The organism is Streptomyces sp. NPDC002588 (assembly GCF_040295925.1).
GTDB lineage: Bacteria > Actinomycetota > Actinomycetes > Streptomycetales > Streptomycetaceae > Streptomyces.
This window is the reverse complement of sequence record NZ_JBEOWF010000004.1, coordinates 42,007-66,556: the sequence shown is the minus strand read 5'-3', so window position 1 is coordinate 66,556 and position 24,550 is coordinate 42,007. Positions and strand designations below refer to the sequence as shown.

Annotated in this window: 16 protein-coding genes; 13 read left to right on the top strand and 3 right to left on the bottom strand. The window is 70.9% G+C overall.

Features of this window, described 5'->3' with window-relative positions:
* Positions 1–103: 103 nt before the first annotated feature.
* The 6 genes from ABT057_RS06195 to ABT057_RS06170 all read left to right on the top strand — a co-directional run bounded on the left by ABT057_RS06195 (position 104) and on the right by ABT057_RS06170 (position 7,273).
* Positions 104–1,618 (top strand): gamma-aminobutyraldehyde dehydrogenase, encoded by a 1,515-nt coding sequence (locus tag ABT057_RS06195; protein ID WP_352341279.1) that lies wholly within the window; start codon positions 104–106, stop codon positions 1,616–1,618.
* Positions 1,619–1,687: 69 nt separating this feature from the next.
* Positions 1,688–2,935, top strand: a complete 1,248-nt coding sequence (locus tag ABT057_RS06190; protein ID WP_352341278.1) for a polyamine ABC transporter substrate-binding protein — start codon at positions 1,688–1,690, stop codon at positions 2,933–2,935.
* Between the two features lie 5 nt (positions 2,936–2,940).
* On the top strand, positions 2,941–4,092 hold the full coding sequence (locus ABT057_RS06185; protein ID WP_502973803.1) for an ABC transporter ATP-binding protein: 1,152 nt from the start codon (positions 2,941–2,943) through the stop codon (positions 4,090–4,092).
* Entirely contained in the window at positions 4,092–5,021 is a 930-nt protein-coding gene (locus tag ABT057_RS06180; protein ID WP_352341276.1) for an ABC transporter permease, read from the top strand. Before ABT057_RS06185 ends, ABT057_RS06180 begins: the two co-directional genes overlap by 1 nt.
* The gene (locus ABT057_RS06175) at positions 5,022–5,822 is read left to right on the top strand and encodes an ABC transporter permease (RefSeq protein ID WP_352341275.1); all 801 of its coding nucleotides are present in this window, start codon (positions 5,022–5,024) and stop codon (positions 5,820–5,822) included.
* Between the two features lie 32 nt (positions 5,823–5,854).
* Positions 5,855–7,273, top strand: a complete 1,419-nt coding sequence (locus ABT057_RS06170; RefSeq protein ID WP_352341274.1) for an NAD(P)/FAD-dependent oxidoreductase — start codon at positions 5,855–5,857, stop codon at positions 7,271–7,273.
* Positions 7,274–7,284: 11 nt separating this feature from the next.
* On the opposite strand, the gene ABT057_RS06165 is transcribed toward ABT057_RS06170, so the two are convergent.
* Together ABT057_RS06165 and ABT057_RS06160 are read right to left on the bottom strand one after the other, a co-directional pair.
* Positions 7,285–8,904: a PucR family transcriptional regulator gene (locus ABT057_RS06165; RefSeq protein WP_352341273.1), complete on the bottom strand. Its 1,620-nt coding sequence runs from the start codon at positions 8,902–8,904 to the stop codon at positions 7,285–7,287.
* A 105-nt stretch (positions 8,905–9,009) separates the two neighbouring features.
* Positions 9,010–11,346 (bottom strand): ATP/GTP-binding protein, encoded by a 2,337-nt coding sequence (locus tag ABT057_RS06160; protein WP_352341272.1) that lies wholly within the window; start codon positions 11,344–11,346, stop codon positions 9,010–9,012.
* Between the two features lie 248 nt (positions 11,347–11,594).
* Here ABT057_RS06160 and gabT point away from each other — a divergent pair, with 248 nt between their 5' ends.
* The 4 genes from gabT (at position 11,595) to ABT057_RS06135 (ending at position 17,532) form a co-directional block, all read left to right on the top strand.
* Entirely contained in the window at positions 11,595–12,929 is a 1,335-nt protein-coding gene (gabT, locus tag ABT057_RS06155; protein WP_352341271.1) for a 4-aminobutyrate--2-oxoglutarate transaminase, read from the top strand.
* Positions 12,930–13,458: 529 nt separating this feature from the next.
* Positions 13,459–15,153, top strand: a complete 1,695-nt coding sequence (locus ABT057_RS06145) for a glycosyltransferase family 2 protein (RefSeq protein WP_352341270.1) — start codon at positions 13,459–13,461, stop codon at positions 15,151–15,153.
* 93 nt (positions 15,154–15,246) lie between these two features.
* Positions 15,247–15,978 (top strand): phosphatase PAP2 family protein, encoded by a 732-nt coding sequence (locus ABT057_RS06140; RefSeq protein ID WP_352341269.1) that lies wholly within the window; start codon positions 15,247–15,249, stop codon positions 15,976–15,978.
* A 108-nt stretch (positions 15,979–16,086) separates the two neighbouring features.
* Complete coding sequence (locus tag ABT057_RS06135) at positions 16,087–17,532, top strand: aldehyde dehydrogenase family protein (RefSeq protein WP_352341268.1); 1,446 nt, start codon at positions 16,087–16,089, stop codon at positions 17,530–17,532.
* 94 nt (positions 17,533–17,626) lie between these two features.
* On the opposite strand, the gene ABT057_RS06130 is transcribed toward ABT057_RS06135, so the two are convergent.
* Entirely contained in the window at positions 17,627–20,473 is a 2,847-nt protein-coding gene (locus ABT057_RS06130) for a glycoside hydrolase family 3 C-terminal domain-containing protein (RefSeq protein WP_352341267.1), read from the bottom strand.
* A 357-nt stretch (positions 20,474–20,830) separates the two neighbouring features.
* Here ABT057_RS06130 and ABT057_RS06125 point away from each other — a divergent pair, with 357 nt between their 5' ends.
* The 3 genes from ABT057_RS06125 to ABT057_RS06115 are packed head-to-tail and all read left to right on the top strand — an operon-like array spanning position 20,831 to position 24,530.
* The gene (locus ABT057_RS06125) at positions 20,831–22,531 is read left to right on the top strand and encodes an extracellular solute-binding protein (protein WP_352341266.1); all 1,701 of its coding nucleotides are present in this window, start codon (positions 20,831–20,833) and stop codon (positions 22,529–22,531) included.
* A gap of 26 nt (positions 22,532–22,557) precedes the next feature.
* A complete protein-coding gene (locus tag ABT057_RS06120; protein WP_352341265.1) occupies positions 22,558–23,595 on the top strand; it encodes an ABC transporter permease in 1,038 nt (345 codons plus the stop codon).
* Complete coding sequence (locus tag ABT057_RS06115; protein WP_352341264.1) at positions 23,592–24,530, top strand: carbohydrate ABC transporter permease; 939 nt, start codon at positions 23,592–23,594, stop codon at positions 24,528–24,530. The genes ABT057_RS06120 and ABT057_RS06115 overlap by 4 nt, the downstream gene beginning before the upstream one ends.
* Positions 24,531–24,550 lie beyond the last annotated feature (20 nt).

The window sequence follows — 24,550 nt, the reverse complement described above, 5'->3', positions numbered from 1 at the left end:
CCTTGTTGACGTGCCTTTGCTCTGTCAGGATCGGCACTCAAATCAGGCTGAAGCTACGCCACCCGCCTCGGCGCACATCGGGGCGAAGGCGGAGGAGAGCGACATGCAGGACCGGTTTCCCGCGCGGGAACGCTTCGCGGACGGCGCTCAGTACATCGCGGGCCGCCTCACCCACGGCACTTCGGGCCACAGCCACACCGTGGTCGACCCGGCCACCGGCGAGGAGGTGCACACCTACGAGCTGGCCTCCACGGTCGACGTGGACGCGGCCGTCGCCGCCGCCCGCGCCGCCTTCCCGGACTGGGCGGGTGCCACCCCGGGCGAGCGCTCCGACGCGCTGCACCGTTTCGCCGCGGTCCTCGCCGACCGTGCGGACGAGTTCGCCCGCGCCGAGTCCCTGCAGTGCGGCAAGCCGCTGAAGCTGACGCGGGAGTTCGACGTCCCGGGGACGATCGACAACACGGCCTTCTTCGCGGGGGCCGCCCGGCACCTCACCGGCCAGTCGGCGGGGGAGTACTCCGGCGACCACACCTCCTACGTGCGCCGCGAGCCCATCGGCGTGGTCGGCTCCATCGCCCCCTGGAACTACCCCCTCCAGATGGCCGCCTGGAAGATCCTCCCGGCGATCGCCGCGGGCAACACGATCGTGCTCAAGCCCGCCGAGCTGACCCCGCTCACCTCCCTCCTCTTCGCGCAGGCGGCGACGGAGGCCGGCCTCCCCGACGGGGTCGTCAACATCGTCACCGGGACCGGCAGGGAGGCCGGTGAGCACCTCGTCGGTCATCCCGACGTGGCCATGACCTCCTTCACCGGCTCCACCGCCGTCGGCAGGCGGGTCGCGGAGATCGCCACCGCCACCGTCAAGCGGCTGCACCTGGAGCTCGGCGGCAAGGCGCCCTTCGTGGTCTTCGACGACGCCGACCTCGACGCCGCCGTCCACGGAGCGGTCGCGGGCGCGCTCATCAACACCGGGCAGGACTGCACGGCCGCCACACGCGCGTACGTGCAGCGCCCCCTCTATGAGGCGTTCGTCGAGCGGACCGCCGCCCTGATGGAGACCGTCCGGGTCGGGGACCCGTTCGTGGCGGGCACGGACATCGGCCCGCTCGTCTCCCACGTCCAGCGCGACCGGGTCGCCGGGTTCGTCGACCGGGCCCGCGGCTACGCGCGCGTGGTCACCGGCGGCGAGGCCCCGCAGGGGGAGCTCGGGAAGGGCGCCTACTACCTCCCCACCCTGATCGCGGATGCGGCCCAGGACAGCGAGGCCGTCCAGTCCGAGATCTTCGGTCCGGTGCTGGTCGTCCTGCCCTTCGACGGCGAGGACGAGGGGATCCGGCTCGCCAACGACACGCCTTACGGACTCGCCGCCTCCGCGTGGACCCGGGACGTTTTCCGGGCGAACCGGGCGACCCGCGAGATCAAGGCCGGATGCGTGTGGATCAACGACCACATCCCGATCATCAGCGAGATGCCGCACGGCGGATACAAGGCCTCCGGCTTCGGCAAGGACATGTCGGCGTATTCGTTCGAGGAGTACACCCAGATCAAACACGTTATGTTCGATAACACGGCGGTGGCCCGGAAGCCCTGGCACCGCACCGTCTTCGGGGACGCGTAAGCGACGGACCACAAGCGACGACGATCGGCCGCCGACCACGGCCGGACCTCCCGAAAGGGCACCACGCGCATGGAGCAGTACCAGCCCGACCGCCTGAGCCCGGCCCAAGCGGCCGCCATACGGCGCAGCCTCCGCAACGGCAGGGCGGCCATGAGCCGCCGGTCGCTGCTGCGCGCCTCCGGCGGCGGCGCGCTCACCCTGGGCGGCCTCGGCGCGCTTGCCGGCTGCGGGATCCCCGCGGCCGGCAAGACCCAGGGCGGAACGTCAGCCGAGGACCACTCGGCGAAGGAGAAGACCGTCGACTTCTCCAACTGGACCGAGTACATGGACGTCGACGACAGCGGCAAGCACCACCCGACGCTCGACGCGTTCACCGAGCGGACCGGCATCAAGGTCAAGTACACCGAGGACATCAACGACAACAACGAGTTCTTCGGCAAGATCAAGCCGCAGCTCGCCGCGGGCCAGGACACCGGCCGCGACATCATCGTCCTCACCGACTGGCTGGCCGCCCGCCTCATCCGCCTGGGATGGGTCCAGAAACTGGACGCGTCCAACCTGCCGCACGCCTACGCCAACCTGTCGGAGCAGTTCCGCAGCCCCGACTGGGACCCGGGCCGGGCCTACTCCTACCCCTGGCAGGGCATCTCCACGGTCATCGCCTACAACAAGAAGGCGCTGGACGGCGTCGAGGTGAAGTCGGTCTCCGACATGCTGGACAACCCCAGGCTCAAGGGCCGTGTCGGCTTCCTCACCGAGATGCGCGACACCATGGGCATGACGCTGCTCGACATGGGCAAGGACCCGGCGAAGTTCACCGACGACGACTACGACGCGGCGATCGCGCGCCTGCAGAAGGGTGTCGACAGCGGCCAGATCCGCCGCTTCACCGGCAACGACTACACCTCCGACATCACCAGCGGCGACTTCGCGGCCTGTATCGCGTGGGCCGGGGACGTCGTGCAGCTCAAGGCGGACAGCCCCGACGTCGACTTCGTCATCCCCGACAGCGGCTACCTGACGTCCAGCGACAACATGCTGATCCCCAACAAGGCACGCCACAAGACGAACGCCGAGCGGCTCATGGACTACTACTACGAGCCGGGGCCGGCCGCCGAGCTCGCCGCCTACATCAACTACGTCTGTCCCGTCGACGGAGTGAAGGCCGAGCTCGCGAAGATCGACAAGGACGCGGCGGACAACCCGCTGATCATCCCTGACAAGGCCATGCAGGCGAAGTCGCACGCCTTCCGCTCCCTGAGCTCGAAGGAAGAGACCGCCTACGAGGCGAAGTTCGCGAAGCTCACTGGGGCGTGACGACGATGAAGACGACCAACGGCGGCAGCGGCGACGTCCGCCTCTCCGGCATCAGCAAGACCTACGGCGCCTTCACCGCCGTCCACCCGATGGACCTGACCGTCCCCCAGGGCTCCTTCTTCGCCCTGCTCGGCGCCTCCGGCTGCGGCAAGACCACCACCCTGCGCATGATCGCCGGCCTGGAGGAACCCTCCTCCGGCACCGTCCACCTCGGCGACCAGGACGTCACGGCCCTCCCGCCGTACAAGCGCCCGGTGAACACCGTCTTCCAGTCCTACGCGCTCTTCCCGCACCTCGACATCTTCGAGAACGTCGCCTTCGGCCTGCGCCGGCGCGGCATCAAGAGCGTGAAGAAGCAGGTGCACGACATGCTCGAGCTCGTCCAGCTCGGCGAGCAGGCCCGCAAGAAGCCGCACCAGCTCTCCGGCGGCCAGCAGCAGCGCGTCGCGGTCGCCCGCGCCCTCATCAACCACCCCAAGGTGCTCCTTCTCGACGAGCCCCTCGGCGCCCTCGACCTCAAGCTGCGCCGCCAGATGCAGCTGGAGCTCAAGCGCATCCAGACCGAGGTCGGCATCACCTTCGTGCACGTCACGCACGACCAGGAGGAGGCCATGACGATGGCCGACAGGGTCGCCGTGATGAACGCGGGCCGTGTCGAACAGCTCGGCTCCCCGACCGACCTCTACGAGAACCCGAACACCACGTTCGTCGCCAACTTCCTCGGCACCTCCAACCTGATCGAGGCCGAGGTCGACACCAAGAACGGCGACGACATCGTGCTCAAGGCGGGCGACGGCAAGCTCGTCCTGCCCGAGGCCCGCTGCGCCGCGCCCACCACGGCCGGCGGCAGGGTGCTGGTCGGCGTCCGCCCGGAGAAGATCTCCCTCACCCACGCCGACGACGCGGGCGAGGTCCCCGAGGGCCGCAACCGCATCACCGGGAAGATCGCCAACTCCTCGTTCATAGGCGTCTCCACGCAGTACGTCATCGACAGCTCGGTCTGCCCCGAGTTCGAGGTCTACGTCCAGAACGTCGAACGCGACACCCGGCTGGTGCCCGGCGCCGACGTCGTCCTGCACTGGAACCCCGTGCACACCTTCGGCCTGGACGCGACGCAGGACATCGACGCCGGCATCGACGAACAGGTGGCGGTCTGATGGCGACGCTCACCGAGGCGCCCCCGCCTCTCTCCCCGACGGCCCCGGAGAAGCGGCCGCCCCGCAAGCGCGGCCGCTGGACGCCGTACTGGCTGCTGCTGCCGGGCTTGCTCTGGCTGATCGTGTTCTTCGCGCTGCCGATGATCTACCAGGCCTCCACGTCCGTGCAGACGGGCTCCCTGGAGGAGGGCTACAAGGTCACCTGGCACCTCGCGACCTACTGGGACGCGCTCAGCGCGTACTGGCCGCAGTTCGTCCGCTCGGTCCTGTACGCCACCGCCGCGACGGTCCTGTGCCTGGTCCTGGGCTACCCGCTGGCCTATCTGATCGCCTTCCGCGCGGGCCGCTGGCGCAACCTGATCATGATCCTGGTGATCGCGCCGTTCTTCACCAGCTTCCTGATCCGCACCCTCGCCTGGAAGACGATCCTCGCGGACAGCGGCCCGGTGGTGAGCGCCCTCAACACCCTGCACGTCCTCGACGTCACCAACTGGCTCGGCTGGACCGCCGGCGACAGAGTCCTCGCCACACCGCTCGCGGTCGTGTGCGGTCTGACGTACAACTTCCTGCCGTTCATGGTCCTGCCGCTCTACACCTCGCTGGAACGCATCGACGGACGGCTGCACGAGGCGGCCGGCGACCTGTACGCCAAGCCGTTCACCACCTTCCGCAAGGTCACCTTCCCGCTGTCGATGCCCGGTGTCGTCTCCGGCACGCTGCTGACCTTCATCCCGGCGGCCGGCGACTACGTCAACGCCGAACTCCTCGGCTCCACCGACACCCGCATGATCGGAAACGTGATCCAGACGCAGTTCCTGCGCGTCCTGGACTATCCGACGGCGGCGGCGCTCTCCTTCATTCTCATGGCCGCGATCCTGCTCATGGTCACCTTCTACATCCGCAGGTCCGGGACGGAGGATCTGGTCTAAATGCCCTTCGTCAACTGGTTCAGGCGCAATCTCGTCGTCATCGCGGGACTGCTGACCCTCGGCTATCTCCTGCTGCCCAACGTCGTGGTCACGGTGTTCTCCTTCAACAAACCGAAGGGGCGCTTCAACTACCAGTGGCAGCAGTTCTCCACGGACGCCTGGAAGGACCCCTGCGGGGTCGCCGGAATGTGCGGCTCGCTGTCGATCAGCCTCCAGATCGCGATCTGGGCGACGATCGGCGCGACCCTGCTCGGCACGGCGATCGCCTTCGCGCTGGTCCGCTACCGCTTCCGCGCGCGGGGCGCCGTCAACTCGCTGATCTTCCTGCCGATGGCGATGCCCGAGGTCGTCATGGCCGCCTCCCTGCTCACCCTGTTCCTCAACCTGGGTGCACAGCTCGGATTCTGGACGATCCTCATCGCGCACATCATGTTCTGCCTCAGCTTCGTCGTGACCGCCGTCAAGGCACGCGTCATGTCGATGGACCCGCGCCTGGAACAGGCCGCCCAGGACCTCTACGCCGGACCGGCGCAGACCTTCCTGCGCGTCACCCTGCCCATCGCGGCCCCCGGCATCGCCGCGGGCGCCCTGCTCGCCTTCGCGCTCTCCTTCGACGATTTCATCATCACCAATTTCAACGCGGGCTCGACCGTCACCTTCCCCATGTTCGTCTGGGGTTCGGCACAGCGCGGCACACCCGTGCAGATCAACGTCATCGGTACGGCCATGTTCCTGGTCGCCGTACTGCTCGTCCTGACGTCGATGATCATCGGCAATCGCCGTAACAGGCAAAAGGCATAAGCCCGGTAGAACCTCTGTAGGGAGTTGAAATCATGGCCCCAAGCGCCATGAGCCGCTGGATCACTTCTCTTTCCGACGCCCAGCCGGTCCCGTACTGGCTGGAAGACCCCGGCAAGCCCCGCCCCGAGCCCGCGCTCACCGGCCCCGAGACCTGCGACCTGCTGGTCGTCGGCGGCGGCTACAGCGGACTGTGGACCGCGCTCGTCGCCAAGGAGCGCGAACCGCAGCGGGACGTGGTGCTGCTGGAGGGCCGCGAGGTGGGCTGGGCCGCCTCGGGCCGCAACGGAGGCTTCTGCGCGGCCTCCCTCACCCACGGTCCGGCCAACGGGCTCGCCCGCTGGCCGGACGAGATCCACACACTCCAGGAACTGGGGATGCGCAACCTCGACGAGATCGAGGCGGCGGTCGCCCGGCACGGCATCGACTGCGACTTCGAGCGCACCGGCGAGATCGACGTCGCCACCGAGACGTACCAGGCGTGGGAACTGCGCGACTGGTACGAGGAGCTCGACCGCAAGGGCCTCGCCGAGGGCCTGGAGTTCCTCGACGCCGACGCGGTCCGCGAGCAGGTCGCCTCACCCACCTTCGAGGCGGGCCTGCACGACCGCCGGGGCGTGGCCATGCTGCACCCCGCCAAGCTGGCCTGGGGCCTCAAGCGGGCCTGCGTCCGTCTCGGCGTCCGGATCCACGAGCACACCCCCGCCCTCGAACTGAAGCCGTACGGCGCCGGGATGACCGTACGCACGCCGTACGGCCGGGTCCGCGCCCGGCAGGTGGCCCTGGGGACGAACATCTTCCCCAGCCTGGTCAGACGGCTGCGGCCGTACACCGTCCCGGTCTACGACTACGCGCTGATGACCGAACCGCTCAGCGCCGAGCAGCTCGGCGCGATCGGCTGGAAGAACCGGCAGGGCCTCGGCGACTCCGCCAACCAGTTCCACTACTTCCGGCTGTCCGCCGACAACCGGATCCTGTGGGGCGGGTACGACGCGATCTACCCGTACGGCGGCCGGGTGCGCGCCGAGTACGACGACCGGCCGGAGACCTACGCCAAGCTCGCCGGGCACTTCTTCACCTGCTTCCCGCAGCTGGAGGGCGTCCGCTTCACCCACGCGTGGGGCGGCGCGATCGACACCTGCTCCCGCTTCTCGGCGTTCTTCGGCACCGCCCACCAGGGGAAGGTCGCCTACGCGGCCGGGTACACCGGCCTCGGTGTCGGCGCGACGCGGTTCGGTGCCGAGGTGATGCTCGACCTGCTGGCGGGGGAGGAGACCGAGCGGACCCGGCTGGAGATGGTCCGCAAGAAGCCGCTGCCCTTCCCGCCCGAGCCGTTCGCCTGGACCGGGATCGCGCTCACCAAGTGGTCGCTGGCCCGGGCGGACGCGCACGCGGGCCGGCGCAACCTCTGGCTGAAGGCCATGGACCGGCTGGGCCTGGGCTTCGACAGCTGACCTGCCCGACCCTAATCGGCCGCCGTCGCCTTCAGGGCCAGCCACAGTTCCATGCGGACGTCCGGGTCGTCGAGCGAGCGGCCGAGGATCTCCTCGACCCGGCGCATCCGGTAGCGCAGGGTGTGGCGGTGGACGCCCAGGTCGGCCGCGGCCGCGTCCCACTGGCCGTGGCGGGAGAGCCAGGCGCGCAGGGAGGCGACGAGGTCGCCGCGGCCGGTCGCGTCATGGTCGTGCAGCGCCCGCAGCAGCCCGTCGGCGAAGGCCTTCACCGCGTCGTCCGCGAGCAGCGGCAGGACCGAGCCCGCCGCCAGCTGTTCGTGTTCGACGAGGACCCTGCCCCGCCGCCGGGCCACCGACAGCGCCTGCTCGGCCTGCTTGTACGCAGCCGCCGCCGCGATCGGCCCGGCCGGCGCGGACAGTCCGGCGACCAGTTCCCCGTCCTCGAGCTCCTCGCCGTTCGCCCGCGCCCCCTCCAGCGTCGTCGCGAACCGGCCCGCCGCCTGGGCCGCGGCGCCCCCGTCCGCCGCCAGCACCACCAGCCGCTCGCCCTCGGGGACCGCGAGGACGGCCTCGCCGGAGCGGGCGGCCGCCGACTCGACGACCTCGGTCAGCCCGCCGAGCGGATCACCCTCCCGGGCGGTGGACTCCGCTTCCGCCACGATCACGCGGAAGGGTGCGTCCAGCAGGTCGCCGTACAGATCCCCGGCGACCGCCCGGGCGTGGTCCGGTTCGCCCGCCAGCAGCATCCGCAGCACCGCCGCGCCGATGCGCTGCTCCGCCGCGTGCAGCGGGCGGGAGCGTTCCGTCGTCAGGGTGAGCAGGGCGATCGCCGAATGGACGGCGTACCGCTCCGCCGTACCCGGGGCCGCGGCCGTGCCCACGGCGAGCGCGGCGCGCGGGCGGCGGCCGGAGCCCAGGGTGTGCAGCTCGATCCGGTCCGCGTTCCCGCCGGTCTCGCCGTCCTTGCCGTTCCCGCCGCTCTCTGCGCTCCCCGTCCCGCCGACCACGGCCGAGGCCGGCGCCGGGCGCTCCCGCAGCCGCTCCACCTCCTCGGTCAGCCGAGCGGCCCGCCGGACCGCCCACTCCGGCGCGGCCGCGACGACGGCGCCCGACGCGTCGTAGAGCGCCGCCCAGCCGTCGACCTGCGAGGCGAGCGCGGACAGCAGCCCCTCCGGGCCGTGCGTCAGCGCCTGCTTCGTCAGTTCCCGCTGGGCCGCGAACCCGGCCGTCACCGCCCGGTACTGGTCGGCCGCGATCGCCGCCGACACCGCCTTGCTGATGGCGAGGAACGGGGTGCGGCGCGGCACCTCGAGAAGCGGCAGGCCCTCCCGCTCGGCCGCCTCGACGAGCGCCTTGGGGATCTCGTCGTAGTTGACGCCGACGGCGAAACCCAGCCCGACCACGCCCGCCCCGGCCAGCCGCTTCACATAGCGCCGCATGGCCTCGGGGTCCTCCGCGTCCAGCTTCAGCGCGGTGATCAGCAGCAGCTCCCCGCCCTCCATGTACGGCACCGGGTCCGCGAGCTCGCTGGCATGGGCCCAGCGCACCGGCACGTCCAGGCGGTCCTCGCCCGCCCGCACGGTCAGCTTCAGCGCGGAATGGTGGACGAGCGAGGCGAGCGTCGGGGGCATGAGACCTTCAGGTCGGGGAGGAGACCGAGGGAGTGATCCTTTGGCCACGGCGTATGAACGGCCTGGGTCGATTCTGCCTCACCGGAGTGACCCCGTGCGCCCCGTTCAGCCCCTGAGGTCGACCAGCAGCGGCGGCCCGTGCTCGCCGTCGACGCTCGTCAGGGACAGCACCGCATGCCCCGGCGGCACCTCGTGCGCCAGCTGGGACGCCGACCACCGCTCCCGCTCCACCTGGCGCACGGTCACCGCGTCCGTGGTCACCGCCTTGCCCGTGACCAGCTTGCGCAGGGCGTGGATGGCGCGGGTCATCGGCTGGTCGGCGAAGACGGTGTGCTTGGCGACCTCCGTGGTCTCCACCCACTCGGTGCCCCAGGTCTGCGCGAACCGGCTGCCGTCCCAGGTGGTGATCCCGGAGAACGCCATCCGGCAGCCCACGGCCCCGTACAGCGGGCCGTGCAGCGCCTCCGGCACGTCCGCGACCGTGCGCAGGGCGAGCACCACCCCGGCGTTCTGCGAGCGCAGCCGCTGGATCCGGCGCATCGAGCCGGCGGTCACCGTGCCCGTCGCGTCGTCCAGCACCAGACAGGCGAAGTGGTCGCGCCGCCCCTCCCGGACGACCGTGTGGAACTGGGCGAGGACCAGCCGGGTGATCAGCCGGGCCGCCTCCTCGTGGCCCCGCTCGGGCAGGTCGACGCGGACCCGCAGCGGATGGTGGGCGACGGCGCGCAGCGAGAACGCCCGGTGCGAGTCGCCGCCCACGCCGAAGAACCCGTCGAACACCGGCCGGTTCAGCAGCGCGAGCCGGTCGGCGAGGACGCGGCCGGGGTCGCCCGGCGTGCCCGTCTGCCGGATCCGCGCCTCCAGCTCGCGGCGCATGACCTCGTCCCCGGCCACCGCCGCCCGCAGCGCGCCCAGCGCCTCCGGCTCACCCTCGAGCAGTTCCCGCAGCTCGGGCAGGGCCGGGAAGCGGTCGTGCGCGGCCCGGTAGGGGCCGAGGAGCTGGGCGAGCGCGGTGGCCGCGCCCTGCGCGCTCACCGTGTCGAGGTCGCCGGCGAGCGCCTCGGCGAGGATCGCGGCCGCCTCGTCGGGGTCCTCGGACTCGGCGTAGGGATCCAGGTCGTACACCGAGGACGGGTCGCCGATCCGGACGACCACGTCGAAGGAGGAGTCGGCGCCGAGCGGGGGGCCGCCGGGCGAGGACACCGCGACGACCGCGCAGCCGCCGGTCAGCGCCTGCAGGGCGAGCGCCTCCGTGAGCGGTTCGAGCAGCGTGCGGGTCTTGCCCGAGCCGGACGGGCCGACCGCGAGCAGCGAGGTGGCGAGGAGGTCCGGGCCGAGCGCGGCGCCCGCGTCGTGATGGGTGAGCGGGGTGCGCTCGGCGGCCACCCAGCGGCCGATGCGCACCTGCCCGGTGAGCAGGTCGTGCCGGGCGGTGCGCCGGGGCAGGTCGCGGGCGCCGGAGGGGTGGGTCCAGGCGGCGGCGCCCTGGCGCAGCACGGTCTCCCGGAAGTCGGGCAGGCCCACCGTCCACGCCCGGCGCACCCGGGCGCAGTCCACGTCGTTCATCCGTTCGGCGGCCACCTCCGCGGTCAGCAGCTCGGCGGCCTCGTACTGCCCGGCCTCCCGCAGCTCGGGCCACTCGGCGGGCGGCCGCGCGGCGGCGGGGGCGGCGGCGGCCGGGACCTTGCGGGCGGTGAGTCGCTCCTTCGTGTACCCCCACCAGTCGCCGGCCTTGGCGAAGGGCCACACCACCAGCGCGGTGACCACCGCGTACAGCGAGTCCGTGAACAGGACGGAGGCGAACAGCTCGTAGCTGCCGGAGATCAGGACGATCAGTGAGAACAGCGGGTCGACGACCGGCAGCGCGTCCCAGCCGACCCCGAAGGCGTCGGGGAAGACGAAGCTCAGGGCGGCCAGCGCGCACAGCAGGGCGAGCAGGGCGCGGGCGGGCTGCGGACGCCGGCCGACGAAGTGCCGCAGGGCGTCCGGCCAGCTGCCCAGCCGGCCCATGGCGTAGAGGAGGACCGCGAAGAAGACGCCGTCGTAGACCACCCGGGCCTCGGCGCCCTCCATGGTCTTAGGGGAGGCGATCGTGCCGCCCCACCACCAGCCGTCGGGGGTGAACAGCCGCAGCAGCGTGAACTGGTACGGCAGGCTGCCGCGCCGCCACAGCGACCACAGCACGAGCGCCACCACCAGCGGTACCAGCATCCCGACCACCGTGACCGGCGCGAGCCGCCCGTCCGGCCGGGCCCCCTTCGGCAGCCGGTAGCCGAAGCGCCAGATCCCGGGCTTCGCGGCGGGCCGGGGTTCGTTGAGCCAGCTGCCCACGGCCGACACGGGCGGGGCCGCGGGCCGTGGCGGCAGCTTCGGCGGCCCCGCCGGACGCGGCACAGGATCCGCATGCGTACCCCGCACGTCGTGCGTCCCGTCGCTGTCCATCGCCCTTGCCCCCTGACCAGCCGTTCCGTCCCACCGTCAGCGGTCAATCTAACCCGCCCGCAAGGGGAGTTCACCGCTTACGCGGCGGGCCTGCGAGGACCGGTCCGCGGACCGCTATGTCCACGGCGGACAAGCGGCCCGACGGACACCGCCCACATGGAGCATGCCGACCCTCCGTTCCCCGTCCTAGCCTGCGAGAAAAGAAGGAAAGCGTCCGCAGAACGCCGGAAAAGACCCAGGAGCCCGTCATGACCGCCCTTCCGCAGGAGCGCCGGATCGTCACCGCCATCCCCGGCCCGAAGTCGCAGGAGCTGCAGGCCCGCCGCACCGCCGCGGTCGCGCAGGGCGTGGGCTCCGTGCTGCCGGTGTTCACCGCGCGGGCGGGCGGCGGCATCATCGAGGACGTCGACGGCAACCGGCTGATCGACTTCGGCTCCGGCATCGCCGTGACCTCGGTCGGCGCCTCCGCGGAGGCCGTCGTCCGCCGGGCCTCCGCGCAGCTCGCCGACTTCACCCACACCTGTTTCATGGTCACCCCCTACGAGGGCTATGTGGAGGTCGCCGAGGCCCTCGCCGAGCTCACTCCGGGTGACCACGCCAAGAAGTCCGCGCTGTTCAACAGCGGCGCGGAGGCCGTCGAGAACGCGGTGAAGATCGCCCGCGCGTACACCAGGCGCCAGGCTGTCGTCGTCTTCGACCACGGCTACCACGGCCGTACGAACCTCACAATGGCGCTGACCTCGAAGAACATGCCGTACAAGCACGGCTTCGGGCCGTTCGCGCCCGAGGTCTACCGCATGCCCCTCGCCTACGGCTACCGCTGGCCGACCGGCCCGCAGAACGCCGGCCCGGAGGCCGCCGCGCAGGCCATCGACCAGATCACCAAGCAGGTCGGCCCGGACAACGTGGCCGCGATCATCATCGAGCCGGTGCTCGGCGAGGGCGGCTTCATCGAGCCGGCCAAGGGCTTCCTGCCCGCCCTGAGCAAGTTCGCCGCCGACCACGGCATCGTCTTCGTCGCCGACGAGATCCAGTCCGGCTTCTGCCGCACCGGCCAGTGGTTCGCCTGCGAGGACGAGGGCATCGTCCCGGACCTGATCACCACCGCCAAGGGCATCGCGGGCGGACTTCCGCTGGCCGCCGTCACCGGCCGTGCCGAGATCATGGACGCCGCCCACGCGGGCGGTCTGGGCGGTACCTACGGCGGCAACCCGGTGGCCTGCGCCGGCGCGCTCGGCTCGATCGAGACGATGAAGGAGCTCGACCTCAACGCGAGGGCGAAGAGCATCGAGGCGGTCATGAAGGCCCGGCTCACCGCCATGGCGGAGAAGTTCGAGGTCATCGGTGACGTGCGGGGCCGCGGCGCGATGATCGCCATCGAGCTGGTCAAGGACCGTACGACGAAGGAGCCGAACCCGGAGGCGACCGCCGCGCTCGCGAAGGCCTGCCACCAGGAGGGCCTGCTGGTCCTGACCTGTGGCACCTACGGCAACGTGCTGCGGTTCCTGCCGCCGCTGGTGATCGGCGAGGACCTGCTGAACGAGGGGCTCGACATCATCGAGCAGGCCTTCACAGGCATCTGACACACAGGTCTCTCCTACCTGAGGCAGGCCGTGTGAAGAAGGTGTGCGAGGTGCATGGCGGGACGCGATTCCGTCTGTCGCGCCGTCCGCGGCTGCCGTAGGTTCTTTCCAGATGAGAGATACACCCACCCACAGGGGACTGTGGGTGATCCCAGGCCGGGGCCTCCCCAGCTTCGACCTGGTCGTGCTTCGCGCACACAACCGGAACCCCAGGGATCCGGATCTCCTCACCGATCGGACGGTCGCCCGCCCCAAACCCCCCGGGGCGGCCGGCGTTCCGATCCGGACGGCCACCCCGGAACCACCCCCCCTGTTCCGGGGTGGCCGACCTCCTTGCTCGGCCTCGTGAATTTTCTTACTCGGCGTACAACCCCGGACCTGTGTCCGGGGTCTTTCTTTGTGCCCGAGCACCGGCGTGGCCGGAAATCAACCGAGGGAACGCAAGAGGAAGTTGAACTCTTTGTGAACTCGGTGAGAAAAGGGTAAGAATGGTGACAAGTTGTCATGAACCGTTCCTGGGGGGGAATTGGTGTCAAATCCAACCGTCACCGTCGTCATCGGCGCGTACAACGCGATGCCGTATCTGACCCGCTGTCTCGAGTCGGTCGTCCAGCAGGAGCCGGGCGCCCACACCTTCGAGTGCCTGGCCGTGGACGACGGCTCCACCGACGGCACCGGCGAGGAACTCGACCGCTTCGCCGCAGCGCATCCCGACCTGGTGCGCGTCGTCCACCAGCCCAATTCCGGCGGTCCGAGCGGGCCGCGCAACCGGGCGATCGGCCTGGCCCGGGGCCGCTACGTCTTCTTCCTCGACGCCGACGACCACCTCGGCCCCGGCGCCCTGCGCCGGATGACCGACATGGCCGAACGCAACGATTCCGACGTGGTGCTCGGCAAGTACGTCGGCGTGGACTGCGTCGTACCCCGGTCCATGTTCGACGCCAACCAGGAGGTCGTCGATCTGGCCACCTCCCGCGTCTGGTACGCCCTGACCCCGCACAAGCTCTTCCGTCGCTCGTTCCTGTTGGAGCGGAAGCTGCGCTTCGACGAGGACATCCGGGTCGGCGAGGACCGCCTCTTCGTCACCAAGGCCTACCTGCAGGCCTCCGTGATCTCCGTCGTCGCCGACGAGGACTGCTACTACAAGGTGGGCCGCGACGACAACGGCAACATCACCAGCAACTACACCGACGTGATGAAACGATTCGAGGTCGCCCGGCGCATCATGACCGCGATCGGTGAGCTCAGCGAACCCGGTCCCGTGCGCCAGGCCGCCTTGTCGCGGACGTTCCGCGGCGGCCTGCTGGACTCCTTCTCCTGGCGTTTCCCGCGGCTGACGGAGGACGAACAGCTCAAGGCCATGGCGATCGCCAAGAAGTACGTGGACGCCTGGCTCACTCCGGAGCTGGAGGCCGGGCTGAGCGCCCCGCTCCGCGTCTTCGCCCACTGCGCACGGCACGGACTGCGCCGCGAGCTGGTCGCCGTCATCGACTTCCTGACGGCGGAGCGCGACGGGCACCGGCCCCCGCACGACATCGTGGTGGACGCCGGCCGTGCCTACGCCGCCTACCCGTACTTCCGCGACGAGCGGGCCGGCATCCCCGACTCCTGCTACGACGTCACCGACGACCTGCGCCAGGACGACCGGCTGGACGCGGTGGAGTGGCGGCGGGCCGGGCGGCGCGGCGTGCTGCGACTGCGCGGACACGGTCTCATCGAGGGGGTTCCCCTGCGGGATCCGGCCACCGAGGTGGTGCTGATAGCCCGCTCCGGCGGCCGCGAGGTACGGGTCCCCGTGGCGCCGGCCGCCGCGCCGGGGCTGCCGAAGGGCGCTGGCTTCACCGCCGACATCGACATCACCAGGGCCCCGTACGGCGAACCGCTGACACCGGGGGTGTGGGACGTCTACCTCGACGTCCGCACCCGTGGCCTGAGCACCCGGCGCCGATACGGCGCCCGCAAGGCGGAGGGCATGGCCCCGGCCGTCGGAGGCGGCAGCGGGGGTCTGGAGGTCAAGCCGTACTTCACCGCGTACGGCAACCTCAGCCTGGAGATCACCTCCGTGGCGGAGGAACGGCGCCCGCGGGGCCTCGAGCGGCGCGTCCGCAGGAGGCTCAAGGGACTCGGCCGAAGGGTGACGTCGCGGCGGCTGCGCAGGATGGCCCGCCTCCGGTCCTCGTCCGCCGCGTCCCGCCGCCGCGGCAGCCGCGGCCCGCACGCCTGACCCGGCCGCCGGCCGTCCGCCCCGTCCGGTCGTGTCGCCCGGACGGGGGCGTCCGGTGCCGGGGAGCGGGCCGGGCCTGAGAGGCTGTGTCCCATGTCGACCAGCCCCGACCAGCGGTCCGAGCAGAGCAGCGAGAGCGGGCCGGGAGAGGGGGGACCCCTCGCGCCTGCCGTCCCCGGCGAGGCGCGGCCGCGGCCCCTTCCCCTCCCTCTTTCCTTCCTTTTCGGGCTGCCCGCGCTGCTCTTCGCGCTGATCACCTGGCAGGTCGCCGTCGACGGCCCCCTGCTGCGGCTGGACGACCGCCTCAGCCGCGCCCTGGTCCACCCCGACCGGCTCTCCGAGCTGCTGTCCGACCTGGGTGATGTGCAGGTCGCGGTGCCCGTGCTGGTGGTGGTCGCGGTGTTCGTGGCGCTCCGGGGCCAGGCGGCGTCCCGGCCGCGCTGGTGGCTGCCGCCCGTCGCCGCGTTCCTGCTGATGACACTGGTGCCGATGATCGTCGTACCCCTGAAGGAGTGGACCGACCGGCCCGGTACGCCCGTCGTGCCGCCCGCCACCGGCTACTACCCCTCAGGACACACCGCGACGGCGGCCGTCGCCTACGGCTCCGCCGCGCTGGTCCTGCTGCCGTGGCTCGGCACGGTCCTCGCCCGGCGGCTGGCCGTGGCCGCGGCGGGGGTCCTCGTCCTCGCCGTGTCGTACGGGCTGGTCCGGCGCGGCTACCACTGGCCGCTGGACGTGGCGGCCAGCTGGTGTCTGTGCGCCGTGCTGCTCGGCGGGCTGCGGCTGTTCCTGCGCAGAGCCGGCGCCGACCGCGCCGAATCGTAGTACCGGGGGCGTCCACCCGTACGACTCGGACAAACGTCCCCGTGCCGTCCCGCACCTACCGTGGACCACACAAGCCCCGCTCCGATTCGGAAGGCCGGTAAGCCCGACATGACCTCCACTCACGCCTTCTGGCTCGCCGGCCGCCAGGCCGCCGGCGAGGACAGCTTCGATGTCACCTCCCCGTGGGACGGGCGCCTCGTCGGCAAGGTCGGTGTGCCGACGGACGCGCAGGTCGAGGAGGCCGTGGCCGCCGCCTACGCGGTGCGCGAGGAGTTCGCCGCGACCCCGGCCCACGTCCGGGCCGCCGCCCTCGACCACGTCAGCAAGCGGCTCGCCGAGCGCACCGAGGAGATCGCCCGGCTGATCTCCGCCGAGAACGGCAAGCCGGTCAAGTGGGCGCGCGGCGAGGTCGGCCGGGCCGTCTCCGTCTTCCGTCTCGCCGCCGAGGAGGCCAGGCGGTTCAACGGCGGCGAGGTCCAGCGGCTCGACACCGACGCGGGCGGCCAGGGCCGCCTGGCGCTGACCCGTCGCTTCCCGAAGGGGGTCGTCCTCGGCATCGCGCCGTTCAACTTCCCGCTGAACCTGTGCGCCCACAAGATCGCTCCGGCGATCGCGGCGGGCGCGCCGATCATCCTCAAGCCGGCCCCCGCCACCCCGCTGTCCGGACTGATCATCGGCGACCTGCTGGCCGAGACGGACCTGCCGGCCGGTTCCTGGTCGATCCTGCCGGTCGCCAACGACCGCATGCCCGCCCTGGTCCAGGACGAGCGGCTGCCGGTCATCTCCTTCACCGGCTCCGAGAAGGTCGGCTACGCGATCATGGACTCGGTGCCGCGCAAGCACTGCACCCTGGAGCTGGGCGGCAACGGCGCGGCCGTCGTCCTGGGCGACTACGCGTCCGACGCCGACCTCGACTGGGCCGCCACCCGCATCGCCACCTTCTCCAACTACCAGGGCGGCCAGTCCTGCATCTCGGTGCAGCGGGTGATCGCGGACGCCTCGGTGTACGACCGTCTCCTGCCACGCATCGTCGCGGCCGTGGAGGCCCAGGTCACCGGCGATCCGTCCGACGACGAGACCGATGTCGGCCCGCTGGTCAGCGAGGACGCGGCCAAGCGGGTCGAGACCTGGGTGGACGAGGCCGTCGCGGCCGGGGCGCGGCTCCTCGCCGGCGGCAAGCGTGACGGCGCCTCCTACGCGCCGACCGTCCTCACCGGCGTACCGGCCGACACCAAGATCGCCTGCGAGGAGGTCTTCGGACCGGTCCTCACCGTGCAGCGCACGGAGGGCGAGGCCGAGGCCTTCGCGGCCGTCAACTCCTCCAAGTACGGCCTCCAGGCGGGCGTGTTCACCCATGACGTCCAGGTCGCCTTCCGCGCCCACCGCGCGCTGGAGGTCGGCGGCGTGGTCATCGGCGACGTGCCGTCCTACCGCGCCGACCAGATGCCGTACGGCGGCGCCAAGCAGTCGGGGGTCGGCCGGGAGGGCGTGAAGTTCGCGATGGACGACTACACGTACGAGCGGGTGCTGGTCCTGACCGGCCTCGCGCTCTAGTTGATGGTGACCATTTTCATCCAGCCTCCGAAGGGGCCCGGCACCGATGCCTTCCGGTGCCGGGCCCCTTCTCCGTGCGGCTTCTTCCGGACCCTCAACCGGAGAAGCCGACGTGCGCGAGCCGCAGCGGACCGCGCAGTCCGATGCGCAGATCGTGGACGCCGGCGGCGGTGAAAGGCGCGGCGACCTCGACGTAGTCGTACGGCCCTGCCGTGGGCGAGCCGACCGTCAGGGTGGCCGTGACCGGGCCGCCGCCCAGGGACAGTTCGACCGCGCCCGCGCCGGCCACCCGCACCGTCACACCTGTGGTGCCGGAGCCGAAGTCGCAGGCCCGGTAGACCAGTTCGCCCGAGTTCCCGGCGACGGGCGTCACCGCGTCGCCCGACACCTTCGTCCGGTCGACGATCTCCGTACCGCTCTGCTCGTCGTAGTCGGCCGGGGCCAGCCCGCTCCGGTGGGCCGGGCGCGCCACAGCCGGGCCGCCGTCGAGCACGACGGTCCCGCGCAGCCGGATGTCCTCGCTCGACCCGCCGATCAGCAGGTCGTACGGCCCCGGCTCCAGCCACCAGCCGCCCCGCGCCACGTCCCAGAACGCGAACGCGGACAGCGGAACCTCGAAGACGACGGCCGCCGTCTCGCCCGGTGCGAGTCCGAAGCGGCGGTGGTCGAGCAGCTCGCGGCGCGGACGCGTGACGGAGGGGTCCACGGCACGGGTGTAGAGCTGGACGACCTCGTCGGCGGCCGTGTCCCCGGTGTTGGTGACCGTGCAGGAGATCCGCGCCCGCTCGGCGCCGGTCTCCACCGTCAGGCCGGCGTACGAGAAGGAGGTGTACGACAGGCCGTGGCCGAAGGGGAACAGGGGCCGGCCCTCGAAGTACAGGTACGTCTGGCGGGCGCCGATCACGTCGTAGTCGAGCAGGTCGGGCAGATCGGCGTCGTCGGCGTACCAGGTCTGCGGGAGGCGCCCGGCCGGGGAGACGTCGCCGGCGAGGACGCGCGCGAGGGCCGTGCCCGCCGCCTGCCCGCCGTGGGCCGTCCACAGCACCGCGCCGAGCCGGCCCGGCTCGATCGCGTACGGGTACGCCGACACCAGCGCCAGCACCGTGCGCCGGCCCGAGGCCCGGGCCGCCGACAGGATCCGCTCCTGGTGGGCGGGCAGCCGCAGGGTCGTACGGTCCTCGGTCTCCCGGCCGTTGATGTGCGGGTCGTTGCCCGCCACGACCACGACCACGTCCGCCTCGGCCGTGACCCGGGCCACCGCGTCCTCGGCGCGTTCGACGACGATCGGCTGGAACACATCGGGTGCCTCGGGACCCTCCTCGGCAACCTTGACGCCGTCGGCGGCGACACAGACGGGACGCCCCGTTCCCAGGTGCCGTAGGAGGTGACCGTTCTGATGGGGTTCCAGGCGGAACGTCTCCTGGACCACCCAGCCGCCCGGCTGATCGGCCGAGGCGCGCAGGAAGCCGTCCTCGGCGACGGAGAGATAGCGGCCGTCCGGGGCGCGGAGGGTGAGCACTCCCTCGCCCCAGTCGACGAGCGCGAGCTCGGTGCCGGTGCTGTCCGTGGTCAGCGGCGGCAGGTCGGTGCGGCCCGCGAGCAGCGCCGGGTCGAGGGCGCCGGCGGCGCCGCGCGTCTCGTCGGGCGCCTCGGGGGCGGGCGGGACCTTCACGAAGGCTCCCGAGGACGTCTTCAGCAGGACGCGGTCCACCCCCTCCGCGAACTCCACCCGGTCCGCGCCGAACCGCTCGTACAGCCCCTCCAGGGGAGTGGAGCGATGGATCAGGGTGCCGCTGTACCAGTCGAGCTTGCACTCGTCGGCGAGCAGACCCACCACCGCGACGCGGGTGTCGGCGGCCAGCGGCAGCACTCCGTCGTTGCGCAGCAGCACGATCGCCTGCTCGGCGGCCTCCCCGGCGAGCACCCGGTGGGCCGGGGTGTCGAACTCGCCGGTGCCCGCGTGCGGGTCGTAGAGCGGGTCGAACTCGCCGAGACGGAAGCGGACCGAGAGCTGTCGGCGGACCGCCGCGTCGATGTCCGCCTCGGTCAGCAGACCCTGTTCCAAGGCGCCCTCGACCCGGGCGGTGATCTTCGAGCCGTCCGTGCCGTGGTCGGTGAAGCTGTCGACGCCGGCCTGGAGCGCGGCCGCCGTCGCCTCCTCGTGCGTGTCGAAGTAGTGCTCGGAGTCGACCAGGTTGGAGGGCGCCCCCGCGTCCGAACAGACCAGCAGCTCGTCCTCCGTCCAGGCCCGCAGGTGCTCGCGCAGATACGGGGAGACGTGGTTGGGGCGGCCGTTGACCAGGTTGTAGGCGGGCATCACCCCGGCCACCGCGCCCGCCTCGACGGTCTCGCGGAAGGCCCGCAGGTCGTACTCGTGCAGCACACGCGGCCGGACCGACGACGACGTGACGTCCCGGCCGGTCTCGTTGTTGTGCGCCAGCCAGTGCTTGAGGACGGGCGCGGTGCGCCAGTACGTCGGATGCTCGCCGCGCAGGCCCTGCGTGTACGCCGTGGCGATGGCGGAGGTCAGCTTCGGGTCCTCCGAGTAGCCCTCCTCGTTACGGCCCCACAGCGGGTGCCGCAACAGGTTCACCGTCGGCGACCAGACGTTCAGCCCCACCCGCTCGTCGCGGGCGTGCATCGCCCGGACCTCCTTGGACACCGCCTCGCCGACCCGCCGCACGAGCTCCGGGTTCCAGGTCGCGCCCAGCCCCACGGCCTGCGGGAACACCGTCGCCGGACCCATCCACGCGACGCCGTGCAGAGCCTCCTGGCCGGTGCGGAACGCGGCGATGCCGAGCCGCTCGACGGCCGGGGCGAACTGGTGCAGGAAGGAGACCTTCTCGTCCAGGGTCAGGCGCGACAGCAGATCGTCGATGCGCTTCGCGATCGGCAGATGCGGATCGCGGAAAGGCGGCGTGTGCGGCGTGGGTGCGGTCACGTGGGGATCCCTTTGCGATGGAGCGGGGGAACGCTTTCGAAGCGCTTCGATGCTCATTCGACGCGGGGGTGGGTGTCAAGGGAAGCTCACGGTTATTTCAAGCAGGGCATAAGAACAGGTCACCCCCCATACCTCGGAGGAATCTTGGAAGCGGCCCTTGTGCACCCCCGGGTGTTCACTTAACCTCGCAGCAACATCGAAGCGCTTCGACTGAGATCGACCGGAAAGTGTCGTGACACGGGTCCCTGACACGGGTCGGAGGGTCGGGGGATCGCTTCAGCTCAGCCAGTTCCACTCGAGACACCGCAGCCGACGGCCACCGCCGGGTGTCCTGGTGCGCCATGAAGGGTTGACGCAATGACGCCGAACGCCGCTTCCGCCTCCTCGGGCTCCTCCGGCCCCAGCCGGAGAAGCTTCCTCGCCTCCACGGCGGTCGCCACCGCAGCGGTGGCGGGAGGGATGCCGCTGCTCGCCGCCTGCGGCGGCACGGACAGCGGTTCGCGCGACGGCACCACCTCGGGCAAGGACGCCAAGAAGATCCTGCCGGCGTTCGTCGCCTCCAACGTGGTGACGCCCGACATCCCGTCGAAGAACGGCTCCCCGATCGGCTTCACCAGCAAGCTGAATCTGGCGACGCTGAAGACCTCGGTGCCGAAGAAGCTGGGCAAGGGCGGCAAGGTCACGATCATGTCGCCGTTCTGGGGCTCCCCGCCCAAGTCAGACAACGCCTACTACACGGGGATGAACGACCTCATCGGCGTCGACGTCGTCTGGCAGAACCAGGACGGCAACACCTACGACCAGAAGCTCGGCGCGGTCCTCGCCTCCAGCGACGTACCGGACGTGGTGGTCGTCCCGGGCTGGAACATGACCGGACGGATACCCAGCGCGATCATCAGCAAGTTCGCCGACCTGGGCCCCTACCTGTCCGGCGACGCCGTCAAGGAGTACCCGAACCTCGCCGCGATCCCCACCGACGCCTGGCAGCGCTCCATCTTCGGCGGCAAGCTGCGCGGCCTGCCGATGCCCCAGTCGTACGTGACCGGCATCGTGCCCCTCTACCGCAAGGACATCTTCGACAAGGAGGGGTACGAGACACCCCGCTCGGCGGACGAGTTCCTGGCCCTGGCCAAGGAGATCACCAACGCCAAGGCCAAGCGGTGGGCCTGCCTGGACATGAAGTGGACCGCCTGGCAGATGTTCGGCGTGCTCTCCGGCAGCGAGAAGCCGCTCGGCTGGAACCTCGTCGACGGCAAGCTCGTCAACCGCGTCGAGACCGACGAATACCTCGAGGCGCTGGAGTGGACCCGCAAGCTCTTCGCCGCCGGAGTGGTGCACCCCGACGGCAAGCTGGGCAAGACGGCCCCCGACCCCGGCCCCAAGTTCGCGGCGGGCGAGTTCCTGATCTACTCCAACAACATCAGCCAGTGGTGGAGCCGCACCGCCGAACAGGCCACCCAGAACCCCGAGTTCAAGATCTGGGGCATGGACGTCTACGGCCACGACGGCGGCGACCCGACCCTGTGGGCCGAACAGCCGGCCGGGATCTTCGCCTTCGTCAACAAGAAGGCGTCCGAGTCGGTCGTCCGTGACGTGCTGGCCGTCGCCAACGTCACCGCCGCGCCGTACGGCACCAAGGAGTACATGATGACCAACTACGGTGTGGAGGGCACCCACTACACCGTCAAGGACGGCGTCCCGGTCAAGACCGACCAGGGCAACAACGAGGTGCTGAACGCGTACGTCATGGTCGCGAGCCCCGCCGCCACCCTTGCGCACCCCGACTTCCCGGAGGTCGCCAAGGCGCAGGTCGAGTGGCAGCAGCGGATGGGCTCCTTCACCAAGAAGTCCTCCTTCTACGGCATGCAGATCACCGAGCCGGCCCGCTGGACCAACCTCTCCGACAATTTCGAGCAGCTCGAGGACGACATCACCCGGGGCCGCAAGAAGATCAGCGACATGCAGCAGGCCGTGTCCGACTGGAAGAGCAAGGGCGGCGACAAGCTGCGCGACTGGTACCAGAAGCTGCTCGACGACAACGGCACGGCGGCGAGCTGACCGGCGGCGAGGCAAGGAGAACGGCCGTGTCCCACAGCACGGTGCCTCGCAGCGGGGCGGAGACGACAGCCGAGCCGGCGAAGACCCCGGTGGCGTCCGGCGGCGCCACCGGCTCCCGGGAGGAGAAGCCCGCCGGGAAGGTGGGCCTGCGGATCCGGTTCAGACGGGACCGGGTCCTGCTCCTCATGACCCTGCCGGCCGTCGTGCTGCTCCTGGTCTTCAACTACCTGCCGATCCTGGGCAACATCGTCGCGTTCCAGGACTACGACCCGTACATCAGCGACAACGGCATCGTCTCGATGCTGCACAGCCCCTGGGTGGGCCTGGAGAACTTCCAGCGCATCTTCGCGGACTCGGCGTTCTGGGGCGCGGTGCGGAACACGCTGGTCCTGTTCTTCCTCCAGCTGCTGCTGTACTTCCCGATCCCCATCGCGCTCGCCCTGGTGATCAACAGCGTGGTCAGACCGAGGGTGCGGGCACTCTCCCAGGCGATCCTGTACCTGCCGCACTTCTTTTCCTGGGTGCTGGTCATCGCGGTCTTCCAGCAGTTGTTCGGCGGCGCGGGCATCCTGTCGCAGCTCCTGCGCCAGCACGGCTACGACGGCCTCGACATCATGACCGACCCGGGAACCTTCAAGTTCCTGGTGACCGCGGAGAGCGTGTGGAAGGACGCCGGCTGGGGGATCATCGTCTTCCTCGCCGCGCTGTCCTCCGTCCCCACGGACCTGTACGAGGCCGCGGCGATGGACGGGGCCGGGCGCCTGCGCCGCATGTGGCATGTGACGCTTCCCGCCCTGCGGCCGGTGATCGCGCTCCTGCTGGTGCTGCGGGTCGGGGACGCGCTGACGGTCGGCTTCGAACAGATCCTGCTGCAACGCGACGCCGTGGGACCCGGCGCGGCGGAGGTCCTCGACACCTTCGTCTGGTGGAACGGCGTGCGCAACCAGGACTTCGGATACGCGGCCGCCGCCGGTCTGATCAAGGGCGTCGTCAGCCTCGGGCTGGTCCTCGCCGCGAACAAGGTGGCCCATCTGATGGGCGAGCAGGGGGTGTACAAGAAGTGAGTACGGTCCTCGACAAGGTGGCGCCCGAAAGGCCCGGCCGCTGGTCGGCTCCTCCCCGGTCGGCCTGGGAGGAGGAGCCCGGCAAGGCCGGTCTCGCCGGCAAGGGTCTCGTCCTCTCCCTGGCCTGCCTCGGCATCCTCTTCCCCATCTGGATCGTCGTCGTCACCAGCCTCTCCTCGCGGCGGACCATCGACCGGGCGGGCGGTCTGGTGATGATCCCCAAGGGCATCACCTTCGTCGCCTACAAGGAGTTGCTGAGCGGCGGACAGGTGACGCGGGCGGCGGTGATCAGCGTGCTGATCACCCTCGTCGGCACGCTCTTCTCGATGAGCGTGTCCGTCCTGTGCGCCTACGGCCTCTCCCGCACGGGTTCGCTCGGGCACCGCTGGATCCTGCTGGTCCTGCTGGCGACGATGTTCTTCAGCGCGGGCCTGATCCCGACCTACCTGCTGGTGCAGTCGCTCGGCCTGACGGACACGTACCTCGCCCTGATCCTCCCCAGCGCGATCAGCGTGTTCAACATCCTGGTGCTGCGCGGCTTCTTCATGGACATCTCGCAGGAACTGACAGACAGCGCGCGGATCGACGGGGCGGGCGACTTCCGGATCCTGTGGCAGATCGTGATGCCCCTGTCGAGGGCGGTGCTCGCCGTCATCACGCTGTTCTACGCCGTCGGCTACTGGAGCGCATGGTTCAACGCGTCGCTGTACCTCAACGACCAGGACATGATGCCGCTGCAGAACGTCATGATCCAACTGGTCCAGAAGCAGGAGGCCCCGGTCGGCCTGGGCCAGGCCATCAAGACGGGCCAACTGTCGGGCCTGGCGGTGCAGATGGCGGTCATGGTGATGGCGTTGCTGCCGGTGGCCGTGCTGTCCCCGTTCGTCCAGAAGCACTTCAAGAAGGGGATGCTGACGGGGGCGGTGAAGGGGTAGCCGACGCCCATTCCCCTCCG

Bases quoted from the DNA above. Each gene is read 5' to 3' on its own strand.
- ABT057_RS06190 (WP_352341278.1), top strand. From the start codon at position 1,688: ATGGAGCAGTACCAGCCCGACCGCCTGAGCCCGGCCCAAGCGGCCGCC.
- ABT057_RS06140 (WP_352341269.1), top strand. From the start codon at position 15,247: ATGTCGACCAGCCCCGACCAGCGGTCCGAGCAGAGCAGCGAGAGCGGG.
- ABT057_RS06175 (WP_352341275.1), top strand. From the start codon at position 5,022: ATGCCCTTCGTCAACTGGTTCAGGCGCAATCTCGTCGTCATCGCGGGA.
- ABT057_RS06165 (WP_352341273.1), bottom strand. From the start codon at position 8,904: ATGCCCCCGACGCTCGCCTCGCTCGTCCACCATTCCGCGCTGAAGCTG.
- ABT057_RS06135 (WP_352341268.1), top strand. From the start codon at position 16,087: ATGACCTCCACTCACGCCTTCTGGCTCGCCGGCCGCCAGGCCGCCGGC.
- gabT (WP_352341271.1), top strand. From the start codon at position 11,595: ATGACCGCCCTTCCGCAGGAGCGCCGGATCGTCACCGCCATCCCCGGC.
- ABT057_RS06125 (WP_352341266.1), top strand. From the start codon at position 20,831: ATGACGCCGAACGCCGCTTCCGCCTCCTCGGGCTCCTCCGGCCCCAGC.
- ABT057_RS06180 (WP_352341276.1), top strand. From the start codon at position 4,092: ATGGCGACGCTCACCGAGGCGCCCCCGCCTCTCTCCCCGACGGCCCCG.
- ABT057_RS06170 (WP_352341274.1), top strand. From the start codon at position 5,855: ATGGCCCCAAGCGCCATGAGCCGCTGGATCACTTCTCTTTCCGACGCC.
- ABT057_RS06195 (WP_352341279.1), top strand. From the start codon at position 104: ATGCAGGACCGGTTTCCCGCGCGGGAACGCTTCGCGGACGGCGCTCAG.
- ABT057_RS06160 (WP_352341272.1), bottom strand. From the start codon at position 11,346: ATGGACAGCGACGGGACGCACGACGTGCGGGGTACGCATGCGGATCCT.
- ABT057_RS06185 (WP_502973803.1), top strand. From the start codon at position 2,941: ATGAAGACGACCAACGGCGGCAGCGGCGACGTCCGCCTCTCCGGCATC.